The organism is Nitrosomonas sp. Is37, from assembly GCF_033063275.1.
GTDB lineage: Bacteria > Pseudomonadota > Gammaproteobacteria > Burkholderiales > Nitrosomonadaceae > Nitrosomonas.
Genome location: NZ_JAWJYP010000004.1, coordinates 67,498 through 88,451 on the forward strand (window position 1 = coordinate 67,498; position 20,954 = coordinate 88,451).

Annotated in this window: 20 protein-coding genes; 10 read left to right on the forward strand and 10 right to left on the reverse strand. The window is 41.0% G+C overall.

All coding sequences use genetic code 11. From position 1 onward, the window contains the following. Window positions 1-18 precede the first annotated feature (18 nt). The 4 genes from R2Q26_RS03050 to R2Q26_RS03065 form a co-directional block, all read right to left on the reverse strand. Window positions 19-1,554 (reverse strand): efflux RND transporter periplasmic adaptor subunit, encoded by a 1,536-nt coding sequence (locus R2Q26_RS03050; RefSeq protein WP_317534918.1) that lies wholly within the window; start codon window positions 1,552-1,554, stop codon window positions 19-21. 3 nt (window positions 1,555-1,557) lie between these two features. Continuing rightward, on the reverse strand, window positions 1,558-2,997 hold the full coding sequence (locus tag R2Q26_RS03055; protein WP_317534919.1) for a TolC family protein: 1,440 nt from the start codon (window positions 2,995-2,997) through the stop codon (window positions 1,558-1,560). 197 nt (window positions 2,998-3,194) lie between these two features. Beyond that, window positions 3,195-3,527, reverse strand: coding sequence for a hypothetical protein (locus R2Q26_RS03060; RefSeq protein ID WP_317534920.1), 333 nt, complete (start codon window positions 3,525-3,527; stop codon window positions 3,195-3,197). A 148-nt stretch (window positions 3,528-3,675) separates the two neighbouring features. Continuing rightward, the gene (locus tag R2Q26_RS03065) at window positions 3,676-4,272 is read right to left on the reverse strand and encodes a Maf family nucleotide pyrophosphatase (protein WP_317534921.1); all 597 of its coding nucleotides are present in this window, start codon (window positions 4,270-4,272) and stop codon (window positions 3,676-3,678) included. A gap of 63 nt (window positions 4,273-4,335) precedes the next feature. Here R2Q26_RS03065 and R2Q26_RS03070 point away from each other — a divergent pair, with 63 nt between their 5' ends. From R2Q26_RS03070 to R2Q26_RS03115, 10 genes are all read left to right on the forward strand, one after another. Next, window positions 4,336-4,851 (forward strand): YceD family protein, encoded by a 516-nt coding sequence (locus R2Q26_RS03070; protein WP_317534922.1) that lies wholly within the window; start codon window positions 4,336-4,338, stop codon window positions 4,849-4,851. A gap of 26 nt (window positions 4,852-4,877) precedes the next feature. After that, a complete protein-coding gene (gene rpmF, locus R2Q26_RS03075) occupies window positions 4,878-5,060 on the forward strand; it encodes a 50S ribosomal protein L32 (protein ID WP_090567821.1) in 183 nt (60 codons plus the stop codon). Between the two features lie 83 nt (window positions 5,061-5,143). Continuing rightward, the gene (gene plsX, locus R2Q26_RS03080; RefSeq protein WP_317534923.1) at window positions 5,144-6,190 is read left to right on the forward strand and encodes a phosphate acyltransferase PlsX; all 1,047 of its coding nucleotides are present in this window, start codon (window positions 5,144-5,146) and stop codon (window positions 6,188-6,190) included. Window positions 6,191-6,193: 3 nt separating this feature from the next. Then, window positions 6,194-7,153, forward strand: coding sequence for a beta-ketoacyl-ACP synthase III (locus tag R2Q26_RS03085; protein WP_317534924.1), 960 nt, complete (start codon window positions 6,194-6,196; stop codon window positions 7,151-7,153). A 3-nt stretch (window positions 7,154-7,156) separates the two neighbouring features. Continuing rightward, window positions 7,157-8,095, forward strand: a complete 939-nt coding sequence (gene fabD, locus R2Q26_RS03090; protein ID WP_317534925.1) for an ACP S-malonyltransferase — start codon at window positions 7,157-7,159, stop codon at window positions 8,093-8,095. Between the two features lie 42 nt (window positions 8,096-8,137). After that, window positions 8,138-8,878: a 3-oxoacyl-ACP reductase FabG gene (fabG, locus tag R2Q26_RS03095; protein ID WP_176969655.1), complete on the forward strand. Its 741-nt coding sequence runs from the start codon at window positions 8,138-8,140 to the stop codon at window positions 8,876-8,878. Window positions 8,879-9,059: 181 nt separating this feature from the next. After that, on the forward strand, window positions 9,060-9,305 hold the full coding sequence (gene acpP / locus R2Q26_RS03100) for an acyl carrier protein (RefSeq protein WP_090567808.1): 246 nt from the start codon (window positions 9,060-9,062) through the stop codon (window positions 9,303-9,305). A 35-nt stretch (window positions 9,306-9,340) separates the two neighbouring features. Further along, entirely contained in the window at window positions 9,341-10,582 is a 1,242-nt protein-coding gene (fabF, locus tag R2Q26_RS03105; RefSeq protein ID WP_317534926.1) for a beta-ketoacyl-ACP synthase II, read from the forward strand. Between the two features lie 15 nt (window positions 10,583-10,597). After that, window positions 10,598-11,608 (forward strand): endolytic transglycosylase MltG, encoded by a 1,011-nt coding sequence (mltG, locus tag R2Q26_RS03110; protein WP_317534927.1) that lies wholly within the window; start codon window positions 10,598-10,600, stop codon window positions 11,606-11,608. A gap of 53 nt (window positions 11,609-11,661) precedes the next feature. Further along, window positions 11,662-14,250 carry a glycosyltransferase family 39 protein gene (locus tag R2Q26_RS03115; protein ID WP_317534928.1) on the forward strand — a complete coding sequence of 863 codons (2,589 nt, stop codon included), beginning with the start codon at window positions 11,662-11,664 and terminating at the stop codon, window positions 14,248-14,250. A gap of 49 nt (window positions 14,251-14,299) precedes the next feature. On the opposite strand, the gene R2Q26_RS03120 is transcribed toward R2Q26_RS03115, so the two are convergent. The 6 genes from R2Q26_RS03120 to R2Q26_RS03145 form a co-directional block, all read right to left on the reverse strand. Continuing rightward, complete coding sequence (locus R2Q26_RS03120) at window positions 14,300-15,094, reverse strand: ZIP family metal transporter (RefSeq protein ID WP_317534929.1); 795 nt, start codon at window positions 15,092-15,094, stop codon at window positions 14,300-14,302. A gap of 180 nt (window positions 15,095-15,274) precedes the next feature. Next, entirely contained in the window at window positions 15,275-16,021 is a 747-nt protein-coding gene (gene pgeF / locus R2Q26_RS03125) for a peptidoglycan editing factor PgeF (RefSeq protein WP_317534930.1), read from the reverse strand. An 80-nt stretch (window positions 16,022-16,101) separates the two neighbouring features. Next, window positions 16,102-17,289, reverse strand: a complete 1,188-nt coding sequence (spt, locus tag R2Q26_RS03130; protein WP_317534931.1) for a serine palmitoyltransferase — start codon at window positions 17,287-17,289, stop codon at window positions 16,102-16,104. Further along, a complete protein-coding gene (locus R2Q26_RS03135; protein ID WP_317534932.1) occupies window positions 17,286-17,534 on the reverse strand; it encodes an acyl carrier protein in 249 nt (82 codons plus the stop codon). The genes spt and R2Q26_RS03135 overlap by 4 nt, the downstream gene beginning before the upstream one ends. Before the next feature lie 25 nt (window positions 17,535-17,559). Further along, window positions 17,560-18,480, reverse strand: a complete 921-nt coding sequence (locus R2Q26_RS03140; RefSeq protein WP_317534933.1) for an NAD(P)-dependent oxidoreductase — start codon at window positions 18,478-18,480, stop codon at window positions 17,560-17,562. Between the two features lie 6 nt (window positions 18,481-18,486). Further along, a complete protein-coding gene (locus tag R2Q26_RS03145) occupies window positions 18,487-20,316 on the reverse strand; it encodes a fatty acyl-AMP ligase (protein WP_317534934.1) in 1,830 nt (609 codons plus the stop codon). Window positions 20,317-20,954: the final 638 nt, after the last annotated feature.

A 20,954-nucleotide genomic window follows, 5' to 3' on the forward strand; every position in this document is an offset into this window, starting at 1 on the left:
CTTAGATGGCTGGATGATTTAGTGATCGTGAGTCGCACCGGCTTTACCCAGCTCAGATTTGATGGCAAAGCTGTTACCCACCGCATATTGTTCCCCGGCAGATAATCCCTTGAGCACTTCAACCATCGTGCCATCACTGCGACCAAGCTCCAGTGGACGTGCTTCAAAATAATTGCCGTAACGACCAAATACGACTGACCAATCACGCAATGTCTGAATCGCTTCTACAGATACAGCGACCGGTACCTGTATTTCTTCTGCGACTAGCTCGGCAGTGACAAACATGCCAGGCCGCCATCTCTCCTCATGGTTATCCAGTTCAACCCGCGCTGTAGCAGCACGTGTTGGCCCACCAATCAACGTGGTGATATACGTGACAGTTCCTTCCCCTTCCAAATCAAACGCAGTCGCTTTAATTGTCGCTTCCTGTCCAACTTTAACCACATTTAAATCCTTTGGATAAACCGTGATCGCTGCCCATACCGTCGAGACATCAGCAACGGTATAAACCGCTGTGTCTTCTTTGACAGACTCTCCGAGGACGATGGCTTTGGCAGTAATGATCCCTGGTATGGGGGTACGAATTTCATAACGGGAAAGATTTTTTTCAGAAAGACTGGATTGCGGACTTACCCCAAGCGCATGCAGCCTCTCTGACGCAAGCTGCAGTGCAATTTTGGCTTCATCCCATTGCTGCTGGGCCGTGAGATACTCCTGCTTGGCCGTAATCTTTTCTTCCCATAATTGCTTTTCACGTTCATAGGTAGTTTGCGCTAGCACCAGTCTTCTCCTGGCAACCAGGTATTGACTACGCAAATCAGCCAACATAGGACTTTCAATAATCGCCAGAACATCTCCTTTTTGAACATGTTGTCCATGATGACCCATAACAGCTGTAACCATACCGGGAATACGCGGCACAACTTGTAAGATAGTATGTTCATTAAAAATGATCTCGCCGGGTAATTTGAGTGTTGGTTTTATAATTGCGGGGATAGCCGTAGCAATTTGAATGCCGGAACTCTTCATTGTCTCATCCGACATTTCTACCCTGGCTTCAACCTGGCTATATCCCCAGCGATAAGTTCTGCCCTTCCAATCAGCGATAATCGCCACGTCAAAAGAGTGCGGCTCTTCTACCTCTTGATCACCAATCAGATAATCACCTTCAGGCGTAAATCGGAACAATTGGGCAGGTGCACCCAGTCTTGTCAAGGTAAGACTGACCTTAGCTTCAGTGGACGAAATCAATCTGCCTTTACTGTAAAGATAAAGCCGAAATTGAGGAGGCACTCCTTTTTCAAAAATAGTTACCTCCACACTAAAATCATCTGTCGTAAAAAGCTTTCCTCCTCTAGGACCTTGAGGCGGTTCATACTGATCACTCTTCTCCTTTTCTGCAGATGCAGAATCAATGGCAACCACCTCCTTTTCCTCACCACTTGTCGCATCACGCAAACCAGCTGAATTATTGCCCCAGGTCAAAATGAGTGCACCGAGGACAATACCAATAATGATCACGATCATAATAGGTAACCATCGTGTTTTATCCATTGCTTACTCCTTGTATTCCTCGTTATCGCCAGAATGACGTGTGCTGCTCATGTCTGAAAGCTCATCGATCGGTGCAGCAATTAAACGCTCGATTTCATTGACCAAACGTTGATAATTTGCAAGTGCACGCACGTACAAAACCTGGTTCTGAAAAAGAATACGCTGAGAATCAAGTAGCTCCAGGAATCCAAATCTTCCCAATTCGTATCCTTTCTTTGTAACTTCAAAAGCGCTTCTAGCTCCAGGCAATATTTCATCACGCAGTATGTTGATTTCATTCCATACTGCTGATAAAACTTCATATGCTTGCGCAAGCTCGGTTTTTAATCTCAACTCAGTGGCCGCCTTTTCATCCATAGCTTTATTGACACGCTGATGCGCTTCTTTGAGATTACCCTGATTGCGATCAAATAATGGTAGCGGTATTGCTAGGCCAGCTACCGCAGTATTGCCCCCGAGTTGAGCATGATGAACAACTCCAGCATTAACAATAAGATTAGGTATACGACGTGTTTTCTCTACCTCCAGCAATGCCTTACGCTGCTCTATATTCTTTAAGGCACGAAGTGCTGCTGGACTTCCAAGAACGCGCTCCTCTAGCTTTTCTACACTTGGCAAAGGAGTCACTGATTCAAGATTCCCTAATGCTTGATTAAATTGCGGAGAAGGATCTCCCCATAACAAAGCAAGACGTTTACGCGCAGCTACCAAATCTCGTTGCGCTTGTTCTAGTTCAATTCGAGTAGTTGATAACCCTATCTTTGCCCTTGTTTCCTCAATAGGTGGCACTTTGCCAGCTTGCACCCGCTTGATAACTGTATTCACTACATTTTGCGCAAGTTGCATACTTCCCTCAGCAAGTTTCAATCGCTCTTGCCCCGCAAGTACATCCGTATAAACATTGGCAACCCTTGCAATGATCTCTATTCGCCTAGTTTCATAATCCTTGTTTGCTAACTCTTCATTTAGCAATGCAGCAGCAGTTCGTGCAGCACGTTTTCCACCTAACTCGAATAATTGACTAATCCGAATCGTTGTAATCTGCTGCACTACCTCCTGCGAAACTGCCTGAGGTGAATTGATATCGCCTGTAAGCTTTTGAATATTTCCAACATTTTCAACATTCACGGATAACTCTGGATTTTTAAACAACCCAGCTTGCTGTGTTGTCCCCTCCAAAGCATCCTTTTCCTTAGCAAAAGCCGCCAACTCAGGGTTATGATGCAATGCAAGATTCACTGCATCTCGCAAGGTCAAATCATTTTTTCCAGCAGAAAACAATGAACTATGATAACTCAATGATTTTTCAGGATTTTTATTGATTAAATCATTACTTGCTGTAACCTGAAACGAGTAATTAGAAATGATTAAAATGAGTATCAAGATCTGCGTTTTATGCGCTAAGAAATACCACCGCGGCTTGCACCATAATTTAATTTTCATAGCATCCTCTGCAAAAGCATTAAATACTTATAGCTTGTGCTCACAATGATGAGCAGATTGCTAGCATGGTTGAATTAAGCCAGATGTGTAGCACGAAAGCTGCTTAATACAGCTTATTTCTTGCTTAAATTATGATGGGCGTATTACACCCAAACAATATAATGAGCTACTACTCGAGTGCTTAAAGATCCAGCTAACTAGATAACGTGCCAGAAATTTTTCGGAGGGCGAAATAGAGAATCTGGAATAGATTCAGGAATAATTTTAGATACAAATACCGTCAAAGCCTCTGCTTCGGAAACCGAAGCCATTATCAAAAAAGATGCATTTAAGAAAAAAGGCTGATATTGACCCGCGGCATGAAGACATAAATGTGTTGCTGCATCCAACTCACCGTTATCGCCGAGAGCGTGATGTAGATCGAGATGCTTTTGTGGATCAGCGGAAAACAGCGTCGCATGGTAGTGATGATCCAGCTCATGTGCAAAAACCTTATCATTAAACGACCAACCTAATGTATTTGTGAGCATGCTCACGAAAAACATCAGGATGACAGAATTAATGGTTAATCGCTTATGCATATTAGAAATCAATCATTGCTCATTACACTGCTTACGGAATTTATGGGAGGTAAAAAAAATTAGGCTAATTGATCTTCTGGTAACTGTAAAGAAAAAATTAAATAACTTCTACCCCTTCTGCTAACAACATGTTCACCAATGCAATAAGCGGCAATCCGATCAAAGCATTAGGGTCGTCACCCTTCATCCGTTCGATCAAAGCAATCCCGAGTCCCTCTGATTTGGCACTTCCTGCACAATGATAAGGCTGCTCTTTGGAAAGATAACACTCGATTTGTTGATCACTTAACTCGCGAAATTTAACAAAATATGGAACAACACATGTTTGCAGTCGATTAGTATGACTATTTAACAGACATAGTGCTGTGTAAAAAGCAATTTCTTTACCTCGCATTAAACGCAATTGCTTGACTGCATTAGCATAATTCAGCGGTTTACTCAATTGAATACCTTCCAGAACAGCTACCTGATCCGCAGCTATGATAAGTGCATCGTTATAAATTGCCGCAATAGCATGGGCTTTATTTTCAGCTAATCTAAGAGCGGTGGCCTCAGGTGTTTCATCCTGTAAGGGCGTTTCATCAATGGCTGGATTTGCTGTTTCAAAAGGAAGTTTTAGACGCTGGAGAAGTTCACGGCGATATAATGAACTGGATCCCAAAATAATTCGTGGGTGAACGTACTGTGTTTTCAAAATGTTATAATGTTTGTAATAGCTTTTGACACTTAACTATAAAAAATATAGCATGCAAAAATTATGGGTAAACGTTTTATCATAGATTCTCTCAATTTTGTACGCAATACCGATGTACATCATGGTAAAATTCTGCCCGCTGAATTGGAACGTCTACGCGAATATTTGTCTGATCATTCTGGAGAGATCATTTACTCGATAAGTGGTATTTTTGACGAAAAAGGTAGGCCAGCACTCAAAATAATGATCACAGGAATGATTAGTCTTTGTTGTCAACGTTGCCTCGGTAAACTGGAACATACCTTGAATATAGAAACGAGCTTGCTGATAGCAAGAAATCAAGATGAATTCTCATATTATGATGAAGATATTTCGGTCGATGCCATTCTAGCATCTCCTGATATTGATGCACTAACACTCATTGAAGATGAGATCATTCTGAGTTTGCCTATTTCTCCCCGTCATGAGGAAGATCAATGTTCATTCAGTAAAAATACTGTTAATACTTCAGAAATAACAAAAGTGATCAAGAAACATCCATTTGTTGCACTGAAGTCATTGAAGAAACAAGCACACTAAAGTTTAATTTTTGGAGTCAACATAACATGGCTGTTCAGCAAAATAAAAAATCCCCATCCAAACGTGGAATGCATCGTTCCCACGATTTTTTGACCAATCCACCTTTAGCCATAGAGCCTACTACCGGGGAAGTACACTTACGTCACCATATCAGTCCGAATGGATACTACCGCGGCAGGAAAGTTATCAAAACTAAAAACGACGAATAGATTCCTTATCTCTATATCTACATCTTTGATTTCATCAAACACCGCCTAGAACTGTCATAGCGCACTATTAAGAGTAACCTAAAGTGAACATTACTGTGGCAATTGATTGTATGGGCGGTGATCATGGCCCACATGTTACGGTTCCTTCGGCAATTAAGTACCTACATAGCGATCCCGAGGTTGATATTATTTTAGTCGGAATCCCTGATGTAATCGAAGCTGAATTACGCTCACTGGATATGCCTCTTAGTCCACGAATGAGGTTACATGCGGCAAGTGAAGTCGTGAATATGGATGAACCTCCGGCGCTTGCATTGCGAAATAAAAAAGACTCTTCCATGCGCGTTGCGATTAATTTGGTTAAAAATGGTGAAGCTCAGGCATGTATCAGCGCTGGTAATACTGGAGCATTGTTAGCGACCTCGCGTTTTGTTCTAAAAACTATCCAGGGTATTGATAGACCAGCACTTGCAGTTGTTTTGCCTACCATTAAAGGACACACTTACATATTGGATTTAGGTGCAAACGTCAATTGCACTGCTGAACATTTACTACAATTTGGTATGATGGGCGCCACGCTAGTATCTTCTGTTGAAAATAAGAAAGATCCCAGCATTGGTTTGCTCAATATAGGCGAAGAAGATATCAAAGGTAATGAAGTGGTCAAGCAAGCTGCAGAACTACTACGAGATAGTGGATTAAATTTCTATGGAAATATCGAAGGTGATGATATTTATAAAGGAACAACAGATGTTGTAGTTTGTGATGGCTTTGTGGGTAATGTTGCCTTGAAAACATCAGAAGGTGTGGCACAAATGCTCGCTACTTTTTTGCGTCAGGAATTTAAGCGAAATATATTTACGAGATTTGCAGGGCTTGTGGCTTTACCCGTTATCAACGCATTCAAACGACGAGTTGATCATCGCGAGTATAATGGTGCCAGTTTGCTTGGATTACGTGGCATTGTTATAAAAAGTCATGGATCTGCTGATAAGCATGCATTTTGTGCGGCTATCAAGCGAGGTGCAGAGGAAGTACGCGGTGGGATGTTGCGTCATATCAGTGAGCATATAGCAGAATTACAACACAATGCTCAAAAAAGTAAATTTAATTCAGCAACTGTGGAATAAAACATGTATTCAAAAATCATTGGAACAGGCAGTTATTTGCCTGAAAAAATTCTAACTAATCATGATCTCGAACGCATGGTAGATACCAGTGATGAATGGATACGTACTCGCACGGGTATCATTCAACGCCATATTGCAGCTGATGGTCAAATGGCCAGTGACCTCGCGCTTGAAGCAAGTCGCAGAGCCATAGATGCTGCTGGCATCCAGGCTCAAGACATTGATCTGATCATTCTAGCCACGACAACCCCGGATATGATTTTTCCAAGCACGGCTTGCATTCTGCAAGATAAGCTGGGTATTAGCGGTGGTGGCCCAGCATTTGATGTACAAGCAGTATGTAGCGGTTTTATATACGCTCTCGCTACAGCTGATATGTTTGTAAGTTCTGGTAAGTGCCGGAATGCGCTGGTTGTAGGAACCGAAGTTTATTCACGAATTCTTGACTGGACTGACCGTACCACTTGCGTTTTGTTTGGCGATGGCGCTGGCGCTGTCGTGTTGACGCAAAGTAATCAACCTGGAATACTCTCAAGCCACCTGCATGCCAGTGGAAGTTATAACAAAGTACTTGCTGCACCAGGGAATATCTGTGGTGGTAAGATACAAGGTTCGCCCTTCATTACTATGGAAGGAAACACTGTATTCAAGTTTGCAGTTAAAGTTCTAGAAGAAGCCGTATCTGAGGCTATCACAGCTAATAATTTACAAGCATCGGATATTGACTGGCTAATTCCCCATCAAGCCAACATTCGTATTATAAAATCTACTGCCAAGAAACTTGGAATCCCGATGGAAAAAGTGGTTACGACCGTCGATCAGCACGGGAATACATCGGCCGCTTCTGTGCCGTTAGCTTTGGACATCGCTGTGCGTGATGGACGCATTAAATCAGATCAATGCGTCGTGCTAGAAGGCGTAGGTGGCGGCTTCACTTGGGGTGCAGTGCTACTACGCTGGTGATATATGAAAACTGCATTTATTTTTCCTGGACAGGGTTCGCAATCAGTCGGCATGATGAAAGGTTATGCGGATCTACCCTTGATGTACGAAACATTTTCTGAAGCTGCTGATATTCTTAAACAGGATTTGTGGTCATTAGCTAATCAAGGACCAGCCGAAGATCTCAACTTAACAGTCAATACGCAACCGATTATGTTGACAGCAGGGGTTGCAGTTTATCGTGCATGGGAAAATCTGGGAGGGAAGAAACCGGATTACTTGGCTGGTCACAGCTTAGCAGAATATACAGCACTCGTAGTATCAGGAGCTTTAACTTTCCCTGATGCGCTAAAACTGGTTAGCTATCGCGCAAAAATCATGCAAGAGTGCGTTCCAGAAGGAGTGGGCGGCATGGCAGCGATAGTGGGATTAGACGATGATGAGGTGCGAGCAGTTTGTGCTGAAATTATGATTAGTTACGATGGAATATCATTAGAACCTGCTAATTTCAACTCACCTGGCCAAATAGTGATCGCAGGTCACAAGAATGTGGTCCAGCATGCTATGGAGCTATCCAAAGCAAAAGGTGCAAAATTAGCCATATTGTTACCAATGAGTATTCCGTCGCATTGCTCGCTTATGAGACCAGCGGCCGAGAAAATGCATCAATTGCTTGAGAAAATATCATTTGAATCACCCACAATTCCCATTTTGCATAATGTGGATGTTCAACAGCATCATGATGCTGTGTCTATCAGAGAAATATTGGCAAAGCAACTATATAGTCCAGTGCGATGGACAGAAACCATTCGCTCTTTTGCATCAGCAGGCGTAGATCATGTTATCGAATGTGGACCAGGCAAGGTACTAACCGGCTTGACTAAGCGTATCGATGGAAAATTAAAAAGCTTATCATTGACAGATAGTAATGCTCTCAAACAAGCAATAGATATATTGAAATAAATTGCATCCAATACATCCAATATATTATCAAATGGAGAAATAATGTTAAGCACTCAAGTAGCTTTAGTTACAGGCGCCAGTCGAGGAATTGGACAAGCTATAGCTTCTGAGTTAGGCAAGCATGGCGCTATTGTAATAGGCACGTCTACCACTCAGAATGGCGCAGAGATTATCAATCAGTATCTAAAAGAAGCCCAAATAAAAGGAATGGGCTTGGCAATGAATGTCAACAGCATTGCCCAAATTAATAACGCCATTGAAACTATTCGAGAAACATTTGGTGAGATTAGCATATTGGTCAATAATGCAGGAATCACTCGCGATAATTTACTGGCTAGAATGAAAGATGAAGAATGGGATGAAATTATGGAGACCAATCTTAAATCGGTATTCTTCCTGAGTCGCGCTGTACTGCGCTCCATGATGAAAGCACGTGCAGGACGTATTATTAATATTTCGTCTGTAGTCGGAGTAACGGGCAATCCTGGACAAACAAATTATGCTGCAGCCAAAGCTGGTATGATCGGTTTCAGTAAATCACTAGCGCGTGAGGTAGGAAGTCGAAATATCACAATTAATTGTATTGCCCCCGGGTTTATTGATACTGATATGACACGATCTCTTACTGCTGAGCAGCAGCAAAATCTAATCCAGCATATCCCATTAGGAAGATTGGGGCGTCCGATAGACATAGCATCAGCAGTAGTCTTTCTAGCTTCCCCAGCAGCAAGTTACATTACAGGCACGACTTTACACGTGAATGGTGGAATGTATATGGATTAATTGAAATTAGAAATTTTTGGAAAAATCTTTTCAAATTACGGCATTAATCTTTATGTCAAATGATTTTATTAATAAATAGCTTTTAAAATAACCTGGATGCAGTAAAGGTGTTAGTTTTGTTAGTATAGGAAATTTGTTAAAATTGTTTAGTTCTTCTCACGTAGAAAGGAAAGGTGCATAGATGGAAAATATTAATATAGAGCAACGCATCAAAAAAATTGTAGCTGAACAATTGGGTGTAAATGAAGCCGATGTCAAAAATGAATCTTCCTTTGTGAATGACTTAGGCGCTGATTCGCTTGATACCGTAGAACTTGTTATGGCATTGGAAGAAGAATTTGAATGTGAAATTCCTGATGAACAAGCTGAAAAAATCAACACTGTTCAAGAAGCGATTGACTACGTTAATCAACATACATCTCACTAACTTTTCTTTTTTATCTTTATCTACTGGAGTATTTTTTGTCCAAACGTAGGATAGCGGTTACAGGGCTGGGTATTGTTTCACCCGTAGGAAATAATGTTTCTGATACCTGGCAGAACATTGTTGCCGGAAAATCTGGTATTACTAAAATAACTCGCTTTGATGCATCCCCTTTTTCTTCACAAATTGCTGGTGAAGTTAAAAACTTCGATATTACGCAGTATATATCAGCCAAAGATGCACGGCGAATGGATATTTTTATTCATTATGGTATGGCAGCAGCAATCCAAGCAATAAAAGATGCGGCTATAGAAGATTTAGCTGGGCTTGATCCAGAACGTATAGGCATTAATATTGGCTCTGGAATCGGTGGCTTGCCAATGATTGAAGATACTGATTCTGCTTATCATGCTGGTGGTCCACGGAAAATCTCTCCATTTTTTATACCCAGTACTATTATTAACATGATATCTGGCAATTTATCTATCATGTTCGGGTATAAAGGTCCTAATTTAGCCATTGTTACTGCATGTACTACTTCTACTCATACTATTGGTAGCTCCGCGCGCATGATTGAATATGGTGATGCAGATATTATGGTTTGCGGTGGCGCAGAATCATGTGTAACTCCACTTGCGATAGGAGGGTTTTCTTCAGCACGGGCTCTGTCATCGCGAAATGATGATCCAGCTTCAGCCAGCCGTCCTTGGGATAAAGGTAGAGATGGTTTTGTTTTAAGCGAAGGGGCAGGCATTTTAGTTTTGGAAGAAATGGAGCATGCTAAGCGACGGGGCGCAAAAATATACGCGGAACTTGTTGGGTTTGGTATGAGTGCGGATGCACATCACATGACCGCCCCATGCGAAGATGGCGAAGGAGCCGCTCGGTGTATGTCAAACGCTCTTAAGAGCGCAGGTGTTAACGTTGATGAAGTTGATTATATCAATGCTCATGGTACATCAACTCCTTTAGGCGATATTGCAGAAACAATTGCGGTCAAACGATGTTTTGGTGATCATGCGAAGAAACTTGTTATCAATTCTACCAAATCAATGACTGGACATTTATTAGGTGCTGCCGGGGGAGTAGAGGCAATATTTTCTGTGCTAACGCTCTATCATCAAGTCGTACCCCCTACTATTAATCTATTTGAGCCTGATCCAGAATGCGATTTGGATTATGTTCCCAATACTGCCAGAGATATGAAAATAAATTTAGCAATATCAAATTCTTTTGGGTTCGGGGGAACTAACGGAACTTTGGTATTTCGTAAAATTTAGCTACATCTCTGGCGTATGTGGGTACTAAAACGCCTATCTCGGAAACTGAAGGTACTTTTTTTATTCACTCTCATTGGAATCATTCTCTTTATCAGTTGGTTTTATTACCTTGTTAATACTGCAACCAAGCTGCCATTTACCCCATATGAATTCTCGATTAAATCAGGTGGTAATCTAAAGAGTATTTCCAATGAATTAGTTGCAGATCATCTACTCCCAAATGCTTGGTCTTTTATCTTGCTATCAAAGGCGTTTGGTTATGAGTCATTGATAAAAGCAGGTGAATATGTACTTGTTGAAGAGACCTCTCCTCTGCAATTACTGGAATATCTTGTTAAAGGGGATATAAGGCAAAATGAAATTCGGTTTATCGAAGGTTGGACATTTTCTCAACTTAGGAAAGTATTAGACGAACATTCAGCGATTCGGCACGATACACTTAATCTTAGTGAACAAGAGATTCTGCAGCTAATTGGTGCTTCCGAATTAAAAGCAGAAGGTTTATTTTTTCCGGATACTTATTTTTTTCCAAGAAATAGCAGTGATGTCAGTATCCTAAAACGTGCCTATCAAACAATGCAAAATCGCCTAAAAGTGGCTTGGTCTTCTCGAAAAGAATCTCTTCCATTAAAGTCAGAATATGAAGGATTGATCCTAGCTTCGATCATTGAAAAAGAAACTGGTAAGGAAAGTGACCGTAGTATTATCGCAGGCGTTCTAATTAATCGACTACGTTTAGGTATGAAACTCCAAGTTGATCCGACTGTTATATACGGGGTAGGGCATGATTTTGATGGAAATTTACGCAAACAGGACTTGCTTACTGACCAGGAATATAATACTTATACACGGACCGGACTCCCTCCTTCACCTATTGCCATACCGGGATTAGCCTCAATTCAAGCAGCTTTTAATCCAGCAGAAACTGATGCCCTCTATTTCGTTGCGAAGGGAAATGGAGAATCGCATTTCTCAACTAATCTGAAAGACCATAACCGTGCAGTGCATAAATACCAGAAACAGTAGGTAATCATAAACACTTCACACTTCTGAATTCATATTTCCTATAAAGTAAAATAATGCAATTTTCTATTGTCATTCCCACGCTTAATGAATCAGAAAATGTAGATTTACTGTTATCACGTTTATTCGCTCTTGATTTGTTACCGGGAAGCTTTGAAATCATTTTTGTTGATGATGGATCAAAGGATGGAACTCCAAATAAAATACGTGAATGGAAAGCACACAATAAGAATATTCATCTTATTGAGAGGCAAGAGAAACCAGATCTGACAGCATCAATTCTGGCAGGTGCATCTATTGCTAAAAGCGATACTATCCTTGTAATGGATGCGGATTTAAGCCATTTACCTGAACAAGTTCCTGCTGTTGTTGCACCTGTATTGTCTGGGAAATATGATGTTGCGGTAGGTAGTCGATATGTTTCAGGTGGAAGCACTCATGGCTGGCCTTTATACCGGCAATGGCTATCACGTGCAGGCGGCTTACTTGCTCGCCCCATTTGTGACGTCAGCGACGCCACTTCTGGTTTCTTTGCGTTCCGTCGCGAGCTTATTGTTAATATTCCAGAAAAGGCTCGTGGATACAAAATTCTTCTTGAGCTGTTAATGTCAAGCCATGAAAAACTTAGGGTCATAGAAATACCTATCTCTTTTCATGACCGAGCGCATGGCACTTCGAAATTATCTCTTTCACATAATCTAATTTATTTACAACGACTGATTACACTGGCCGGAGGCACAGTATCTATCGGCACTGCTAGCCGTTTCGCAATTGTTGGATTTGTGGGTGTTTTTGTCGATGCCTTGGTATTCCAATGGCTGATAAATTCGAGCTCTGGACTCGCATTGGCTCATATCACAAGCTTTTTAACAGCAGTTACTATAAATTATATACTTAATTCTAAGTGGTCGTTTCGACCGCACTTTAAAGGCAGCCTCGACTGGCATCAATTTGGCCGCTTCTTAACTGTAGGATTGTTAGCACTGCTCTTACGTGGCGGCGTGCTTGCATTGCTTGTCTATACTTGGCATTTATCGGCCGAGTTAGCAATATTCCCAGCAATTGCAGCAACGGCAATAATTAATTATCTTGGTTCAGCTTTTTATGTTTTTCCAGAAAATAAAAATTGCCCACCGTTAAATGTACGCTGGCAAGTGGCCGCAGTTGGAATTGTACTTTTTGTTATTTTATTGCGCCTTGTATACCTTGGTCTTGCTCAACTCATTCCTGATGAGGCTTATTATTGGCAATATAGTCAGCACATGGACTTGAGTTTCTTCGATCATCCCCCAATGGTTGCCTGGTTAATCTGGCTGGGTACCGCAATAGCAGGTCAAAATGAGTTTGGTGTGAGAATTGGAGCCTTTATCTGTGGTTTGATAACAATGGGCTACCTATATGCATTTGCACGTAATTTATATGATAAATCAACAGGTATGCGTGCAATCATGCTGTTCTCTGTACTGCCATTCGGCTTTGCTTCTGGCTTAATTATGACACCTGATGCACCTTTGATTGCCTCGTGGGCTGCTACTTTATACTACATGGAGCGCGCACTTATAGCTGATCGAAAGATAGCTTGGTTAGGCATGGGAATCGCTTTTGGCCTGGGCCTATTATCTAAATATACGGTTGGATTATTAGGTATTGCCGCTCTAACTTTTGTTATCTTAGATCCAACTGCGCGCCGCTGGCTGCTTCGGCCTCATCCTTATTTCTCAGCATTCCTCGCTCTCTTGTTGTTTTTACCCGTTATTATTTGGAATTTTCAGAACGACTGGGTTTCTTTCTTATTTCAAACTGAACGACTTGGAGGAGGTGGTCATGTATTCTCTGTTCATTACCTTATCTTTTATGTCGCAATTATTCTAACTCCGATAGGCTTGTATGCCGCCTTGCATGCACTATGGCATGTTTGCACTAAGGGCAAGCATGATAAATGTGAGCGTAGACGCAATTTATTTGTGTGCGTATTTACGGGCATTCCACTGATAATTTTTTTGGGTATTAGTACATTTGATACACCACGATTTCATTGGACTTGTCCTCTGTGGCTTGCAGTTTTACCGACTATCGCCTGGATGTTAGGACAAAATAGTGCTCTACATACAGTCTCTAACCGTTTACGAGCGATATGGCAACCAACTATTATTGTTTCGCTGCTTGCCTATGCATTTATACTCCATTATGCTGTATTAGGTATTCCTGGAATACCCTATCAATTTCTTGCCGAGCATTATTTCTGGAAAGAAGCAGCTATTGAAGTCGAGAAAATAGCTGAAGAAATCCGGTCTCAAAATGGACAAACTCCCATTGTAGTAGGAATGAACAAATGGTCAATTGCAAGTGCTTTATCTTTTTACACTAAAGATAGTAACAAAATGGATATTCGCTCGCGAAATATGTTTGGGGACAATAGTGCCATGTATGATTTCTGGTATCCATCGCACCCCGCTACTGACCGACCTATTATTTTAATAGGAATGAAACACCATACGCTCGAACAAGATCGAGCAGGAAACGAAATTGACCGCTTGCTTATTCAACCTAGCACTGTGCAATATAGAACAGTGACCCGGGATGGTGCGCCTTTACGTCGCTTATACTACCGTACTGCACTAGGATACCGTGGTAGATCTATCTAAAGATACAAAAGTAAGGAAGTAAGCCATCCTAAACTACACTTTACCACTTTTAATGACTGTGCTTGAGCATACTCTCAATTAGCCAAATAGAGCCAATTCCTAAGCTAATGAGTACTACTTGTTGAACCGTGGCACCTATTTCAGGCCGTTTATGCAAACCCGGAATCAGATCTGCCATTGCTACATAAATCATACACGCTGTTGCAATTGCGAGCATTGGCAAGACGAGATGATTGAGTTGATGCAGCATAAAATAGGCTAATACTCCCCCCACTAAGGTCGCAGTACTTGATAGTAAATTAAGTAAAAGTGCTTGAGTGCGACTGTAACCAGAATTGAGCAAAATAATAAAATCACCGGCCTCTTGTGGAATTTCATGGGCAAGAATTGCAATAGCAGTAACAATGCCAAGCTGGATATCAACCATAAAGGCTGCAGCAATTAGTATGCCATCCACAAAATTATGAAATGTGTCTCCTAAAGTAATCATCATGCCACTACGACCATGATCACCTTGGATCTCATAAATCGAACGACCATGTTCTGGATCATGCACTTCACATTCATCCATATGACAGTGCCGCCACAATACGAGTTTCTCCAGGATAAAAAAAAGCAGTATGCCTAGCAGAACGATAATCGTTATTTGTTTTGGATCTTCAGAAAGCTCGAGAGCCTCGGGGAGAGTGTTTAAAAACGCTGCCCCTAGCAATGCCCCGATAGCGTATGAAACTAGCATAGATACCCAAGAGTTACGGGTATTCAAGGTCAATATAGCCGCTAAAAGTATACTTATTAAACCACCAAGTAGGCTGGCCAAAATGATCCAAGCGAGAGTCGACATATAAATTATTTTGCAGAAAATTATGGAAGATGAATGCGAGGCACTTCGTGTTATAGTGCTTTCCAATCCAAGGAATAAGACAGTTTTTCTTAAAGAATATTGATTTATGGATTTATTTATAAGTTACTCAGTGTTTGAGTCACTTTTTCCACACCTACACCCCAAGTGGCTTCTTCTGATTCAAGCTATATTGGTTAGCCAAATCAGTGCTGCCATTCTACCTGTCTGGCCATCCCGGCGATAAGAATAAAACCTTGATGGATTACTAAAAGTACATTCATAACCGCCATAAATTTTAGTAACACCAACATCTGTTAATCGTTGCCGCGCTAATATAAATAAATCAGCAAACCATTTCTTACCACTTTGACCAGGAGTAAAAGCGAAACTAGATTTGCTATCTTGCTTCAAAAATATTTCCCGTACTTCTTCTCCGATTTCAAAATGCTTAGGACCAATTGCGGGACCCAGCCACGCAATAATTTCAGAGCTCTTACAAGCCATTTCCGAAATAGAGTTTTCGATTATTCCGCTAGCTAACCCTCGCCAGCCGGCATGGGCAACACCTACAACAGTGCCTGCTGTATCACATAGAAATATTGGTAAACAGTCTGCCACCAATATTGCACACACCTTCCCGCTACAACGACTCAATGCCGCGTCACCTTCAGGTTCTACTACATTCTTGTCCACCCATACTGGCCTTGCTCCATGAACTTGTTTCAACCAGCATGGATTATTCGGCAAATATTGACGTAGCAATGCGCGATTCTGTTGTACTGATAAAAAATCATCATGTACATGATCACCTAAATTTAATTCTGCGTAAGTACCATTTCTGTTTCTACTTACGCCGCCCTTTCGGGTAGTAAAAATTGCTTTAACATTTGAGGGCGATGGCCAATTTGGAGTAATCCAGTCATGCATAAAGTGAGAAGGACTAATTTATAGCCAATCGGAAGATAGCATATTGTTCTGCAGCATGCTAAATAGTTCTAAGAAATTCTTCACTGAATAATTGATGCATGCAACATAGAAAAAGTTTGACAAACATGCTCAATTTGCTCGGTAGTATGCGCTGCATTTACACTGCACCGAACTAATGATTTACCTTCAGGTGCAGCTGGAGGAAGAATCAGGTTGACGTAAATATTATTCTCCAACAAGCCGTTCCACAAAGCTAATGCCTGCTGTGGATTATCTAATATAGTTGCTACTACAGGCCCAGGTTCTGGACCAACTTGATAACCGACCATTTTTAGATGGGAATAGAGTTGCTGTGCGTTTTTCCAAAGCTGTTCACGTAATTTACTGCCATTACGGACCAATCTTAAAGCCGCACGTGTTGCTGCGATGGTAGCTGGCGAAGGTGAAGCTGTAAAAATATAAGGATGACTCACATAACGCAACTGATCAAGTTGTGGATGATTACTGACACAATAACCACCTATGCCACATAAACTTTTACTAAATGTACCTGTAATAAAATCAACTTCACTGCTAAGTTTGGTCTTTTCAGCCAAACCTTGCCCAGTTTCACCTAAAACGCCAAGTGAATGCGCTTCATCAAGGAGCAAAGTACTATTATAAGTTTTTTTTAAGTTTATAATTTCAGCTAAAGGTGCTTGGTCACCGAGCATACTGTAGATACCTTCAGCAATAATGAGTGTATTTTTGCTACGATCGCCCAATCGTCGAAGACGTTTTTCTAAATCTACCATATCATTGTGCCGGAAGCGAATGATGTCGGCTCCACTTAGAATACATCCATCATAAATACTTGCATGAGAATCACCGTCAATAAGTGCTACATCACCTGCACCTATTAATCCTGAAATCGTTCCAAGATTAGCTTGATACCCTGTTGTAAAAACGATACATGATCGACATTGGTAAAATTCTGCAAACTCCATTTCAAGTGCACGATGTCCCGAATAATTTCCATTTGCCATTCGAGAACCGGTGGTCCCTGTCCCTTCAGTATCTATGGCTTCATGCGCTGCTTCTCGACATTCCGGGGCAAAGCTAAGCCCCAGATAATTATTGGTGCCAAGAAGCAGAATCCGACGCTCACCTATTCTTGCTTCTGTTGGAGAATAGATTTCTTCTATAGGTATTCCAAAAGCACTTAATCCAGTTGGTAATTGTGCTTTTCTCGCTGCGGCAGCTGTATCAAGTTTTTCTAATAAATTCATTTTGAATCAGACTTGATTTTGTAAATCAAATTAGCAAGATCACGCACAGTGAGCACATCTGTGAGTGCATTTAGCGGTATAGAAATATCAAAATTATCTTCTAATTCCATAATAAGATTCAATAATTTTATGGAATCGATTGCCAATTGCGTAATAAGATTTGTCTCTGGCGTAATTTCCACTTTCGTATTTGTAAAGCTTGCTAAGCGTTGACATAATAAATGCAGAATCTCTTCTTGGCTCATTTCTACCATTGGTTAATTAAAAAACTCAGAGTTTAATCAATTGTGGCAATGTATCACAGAGACGATAATTAGGATACCAGCCCACTAGGGCTCGCTTCAGAGGTGCTATATCGCAAACCCAGTCGGGATGCTGTAATTCGCATATTTTTCCAGGAGTCAACATCGGTGAATAGCCTAATAATCGGGATATCCACAAATTAGCATTAGCAATTAATTGGAGCATTGATTCAGGCAACCTAATACATCTAACAGGTCTCCCTAAAATATCTTGTGCAATAGCCGCCACTAATCGATAGCTATAACCACCCGGTGTACCATCATCAATCTCAAAGGTTCCTCTAATAGGTTTATCAATGCTCAACCAGTAATGGATTGCTGCTACTAAATCATTAACATGCAACATTCCGAAACGATTAGTCAAATCACCGATTGATGGTAGTACTCCATAGTAAGTTGCCTTAAAGAGTGGTCGAAGCTCTTTATCACCGGGACCATATACAGCTGCAGGACGGAAGATCGTACAAGGTATATTGTCTAAATAATTATTAACTAGTTGCTCAGCTTTAAATTTACTAGCTGCATACCATGAGAGTTTTGATTCTCTTGCCGCCAGAGATGATATAAAAAGGAAACGAGGAGTTGAGTTTTGCTCAATGACTGCACGCAGTAGATTATCTGTACCCACTACGTTATTATGTAAAAAACTTTCTAAAGAGCTACCTCTTACCGCACCAGCACAATGTATAACTGCATATGCCCCTGTAACAAGTCGTTGTAACGACTTATAGTTATCCAGGTCTCCATGTACCCACTCTAGATTTTCTCGTTCTACAGATGAGAACTTCCGAGTTAATGCGCGAATTTTCCACTTATTTTCTAGTAGAGCATCAAGCAATGCTCGACCAATAAACCCAGTAGCGCCCGTTACTGCCACTACTTGTGACATCTAAGATTATCTGTCTCCAGACTGAACTACGGATATCTGATCAGTTATATTTGCACGTTGAAGAAACCCTTGACGTGCTGCAAAACGTGACAGTTTACCAGATGATGTTCTTGGCAGCGTGTGAGGCGGCACTAACTCAACCAGGCAGTTAACACCAAAAGCCATATAAACCATTTGTTGTAGTCGACTCATGAGTGATTGCCTTTCCTCCACTGAGGTTAAACGGCACTCAACAACTAATACGACGATTGTTGTATCATCAGATCCACTAATTCCAAAAGCTGATGCTTCGCGTGATCTTACTTCAGGTTGTTGTTCAGCAAGTTCTTCTATATCTTGAGCGCGAATATTTCGGCCGTTAACAATAATGACATCAGTGCGACGTCCCGTAATATACAAATCGCCTTCCAGAATAAATCCAATATCACCTGTATCAAGCCAGCCTCCTGGCTTTAGTGCTTTATTGGTTTCTTCATGGTTATTAAAGTACCCGGTCATAATGCTATCCCCCCGGACTAAAACACTTCCAACCATCATCTGAGGTAACTCTTCCCCATTATCATCAACAATTTTAACTGTATGCTCAGGAAGTGGTTGGCCACAATTGACAAACTCATTAAATTTTCTACCTTTTGCTTGTACCCGAACTGCCATTTTCTTTTCTACCAATGTTTTGGTATCGACTTGTATGCTTATCACACCCTGGTTAATCTTCGAAAAAGATACAGCAAGAGTGGATTCCGCCAAACCATAACAAGGTAAAAAGGCACGCTCATCAAAACCTGCTGCAGAAAATTTATCTGCAAAGTTTCTTAAAATATCTGGCCGAATCATTTCAGCCCCGATACCCGCTGCACGCCAACAGCTTAGATCAAGCTCCTTCAAATCTGACTCACGAACTCTTAATGCACAAAGTTTAAGGCCAAACGGCTGGCTAAAAGCAATAGTACATCGATTACGGCTAATCAATTTCAACCATTGCAGTGGTCTAATTGCAAAATCTCGTGTTGCCAGATAATCCACTGATAACTGTGCAGCCATTGGTGACAATACGAGACCTACCAAACCCATATCATGATAAAACGGAAGCCAAGAAGCACAACGATCACTTGCGCCCACTTCTAATCCGTTGCGTACTATCCCACGAAGATTACACATCAAAGCCCGTTCTGTTATAACGACTCCGCGGGGCATTCGTGTACTACCTGAAGTAAATTGTAAATAAGCAGTTTCTTCCGGATAGTTGGGTTGAAAAGTCACTTCTATCTCTGGGAGCAAATCAAGTTGACTTGGTGTTCCGACCCATTGCAAATGATCAGTGCTTAAACCTTCAGCAGCTTCTTCAAGAAAACCAACAAAATCAAGATTAGCTATTGCAATACTTGCTTGACTACTTTCAAGCATACTACGCAATTGTCGAACATATATTGCATGACTACCAAGGTTAACTGGTATTGGCATTGCAAAAGGAACGAGTCCTGCATAACGACATGCAAAAAACAACTCAATAAACTCAGGTGTTGTATCAGCAATTAGTGCTACACGATCTCCGCGCACCAACCCCAAACTAGATAAGCGACGAGCAGCCGTACGCGCGCGTTGTTTAAGTGCACTATAGGAAAGTACTGATCGTAGCCCCCCTTTTGCATCATAAAAATTATATCCTGTCGCTCCGTTTGCTGCATACTCCAACGCGTCAGTCAGCGTATCAAAATCTGCTAATCGCTGAGGCAGCGTATTAGCTGTAGGCGTCGCTGCCATTGACAATTTGTTTGAAGGCTGAGTATCAGATTCTTGCATTAGCGGATCCCCCAGCGTAATTATTGTCGAACTCAAGATCTTCCCCTCGAAGTAATGGTGCTGGTCATCTTATTCTAAAACCATTTTAACGCAATAATCCCCAAAGACATTCTTTATCAATGCGTTAGATAATCATCCATACGCTTCTATTTTTCGTTGCTTATAAAATACAACTGTCTCATATCCGTTGACGAAGGAGCTTATAGTAAGGGTGATTTTCCTGTCAAGATTATATTAATTACGTGTTGTTTTATAACAACAGTCATATTATTGATTCCATTCCAATAAAATTTTAACTTTTAATCTAAATTTTATAATCATAAATTTGATGTATTAGTAATGCTACAATGGTTAGTTATACTAGACTTCACTTTGCCACATTAAAAGTTATTCTTTCTTTAAGAAAATTAAAATAAGCAGAATCTTTAATTTGATCTAGAAACAAAGTTTGATAAAACAAATAAACAGGAAATTTTACAAATCAGCAGTGTCGGATTTTAAAGTGTCCACTGCAATAATTCACACTGAATCTGTTTAGCTTGCAAGACGATACTAAAGAATAGCAAATAGGTAGGCAATAATGTATTGGAATACAATCCATCCCTTAAATACTCGAAAAGGAATTGTTCTGAGTGTCGGAGTTGGATATCGTGGATGCAAAAATGGAATATTGC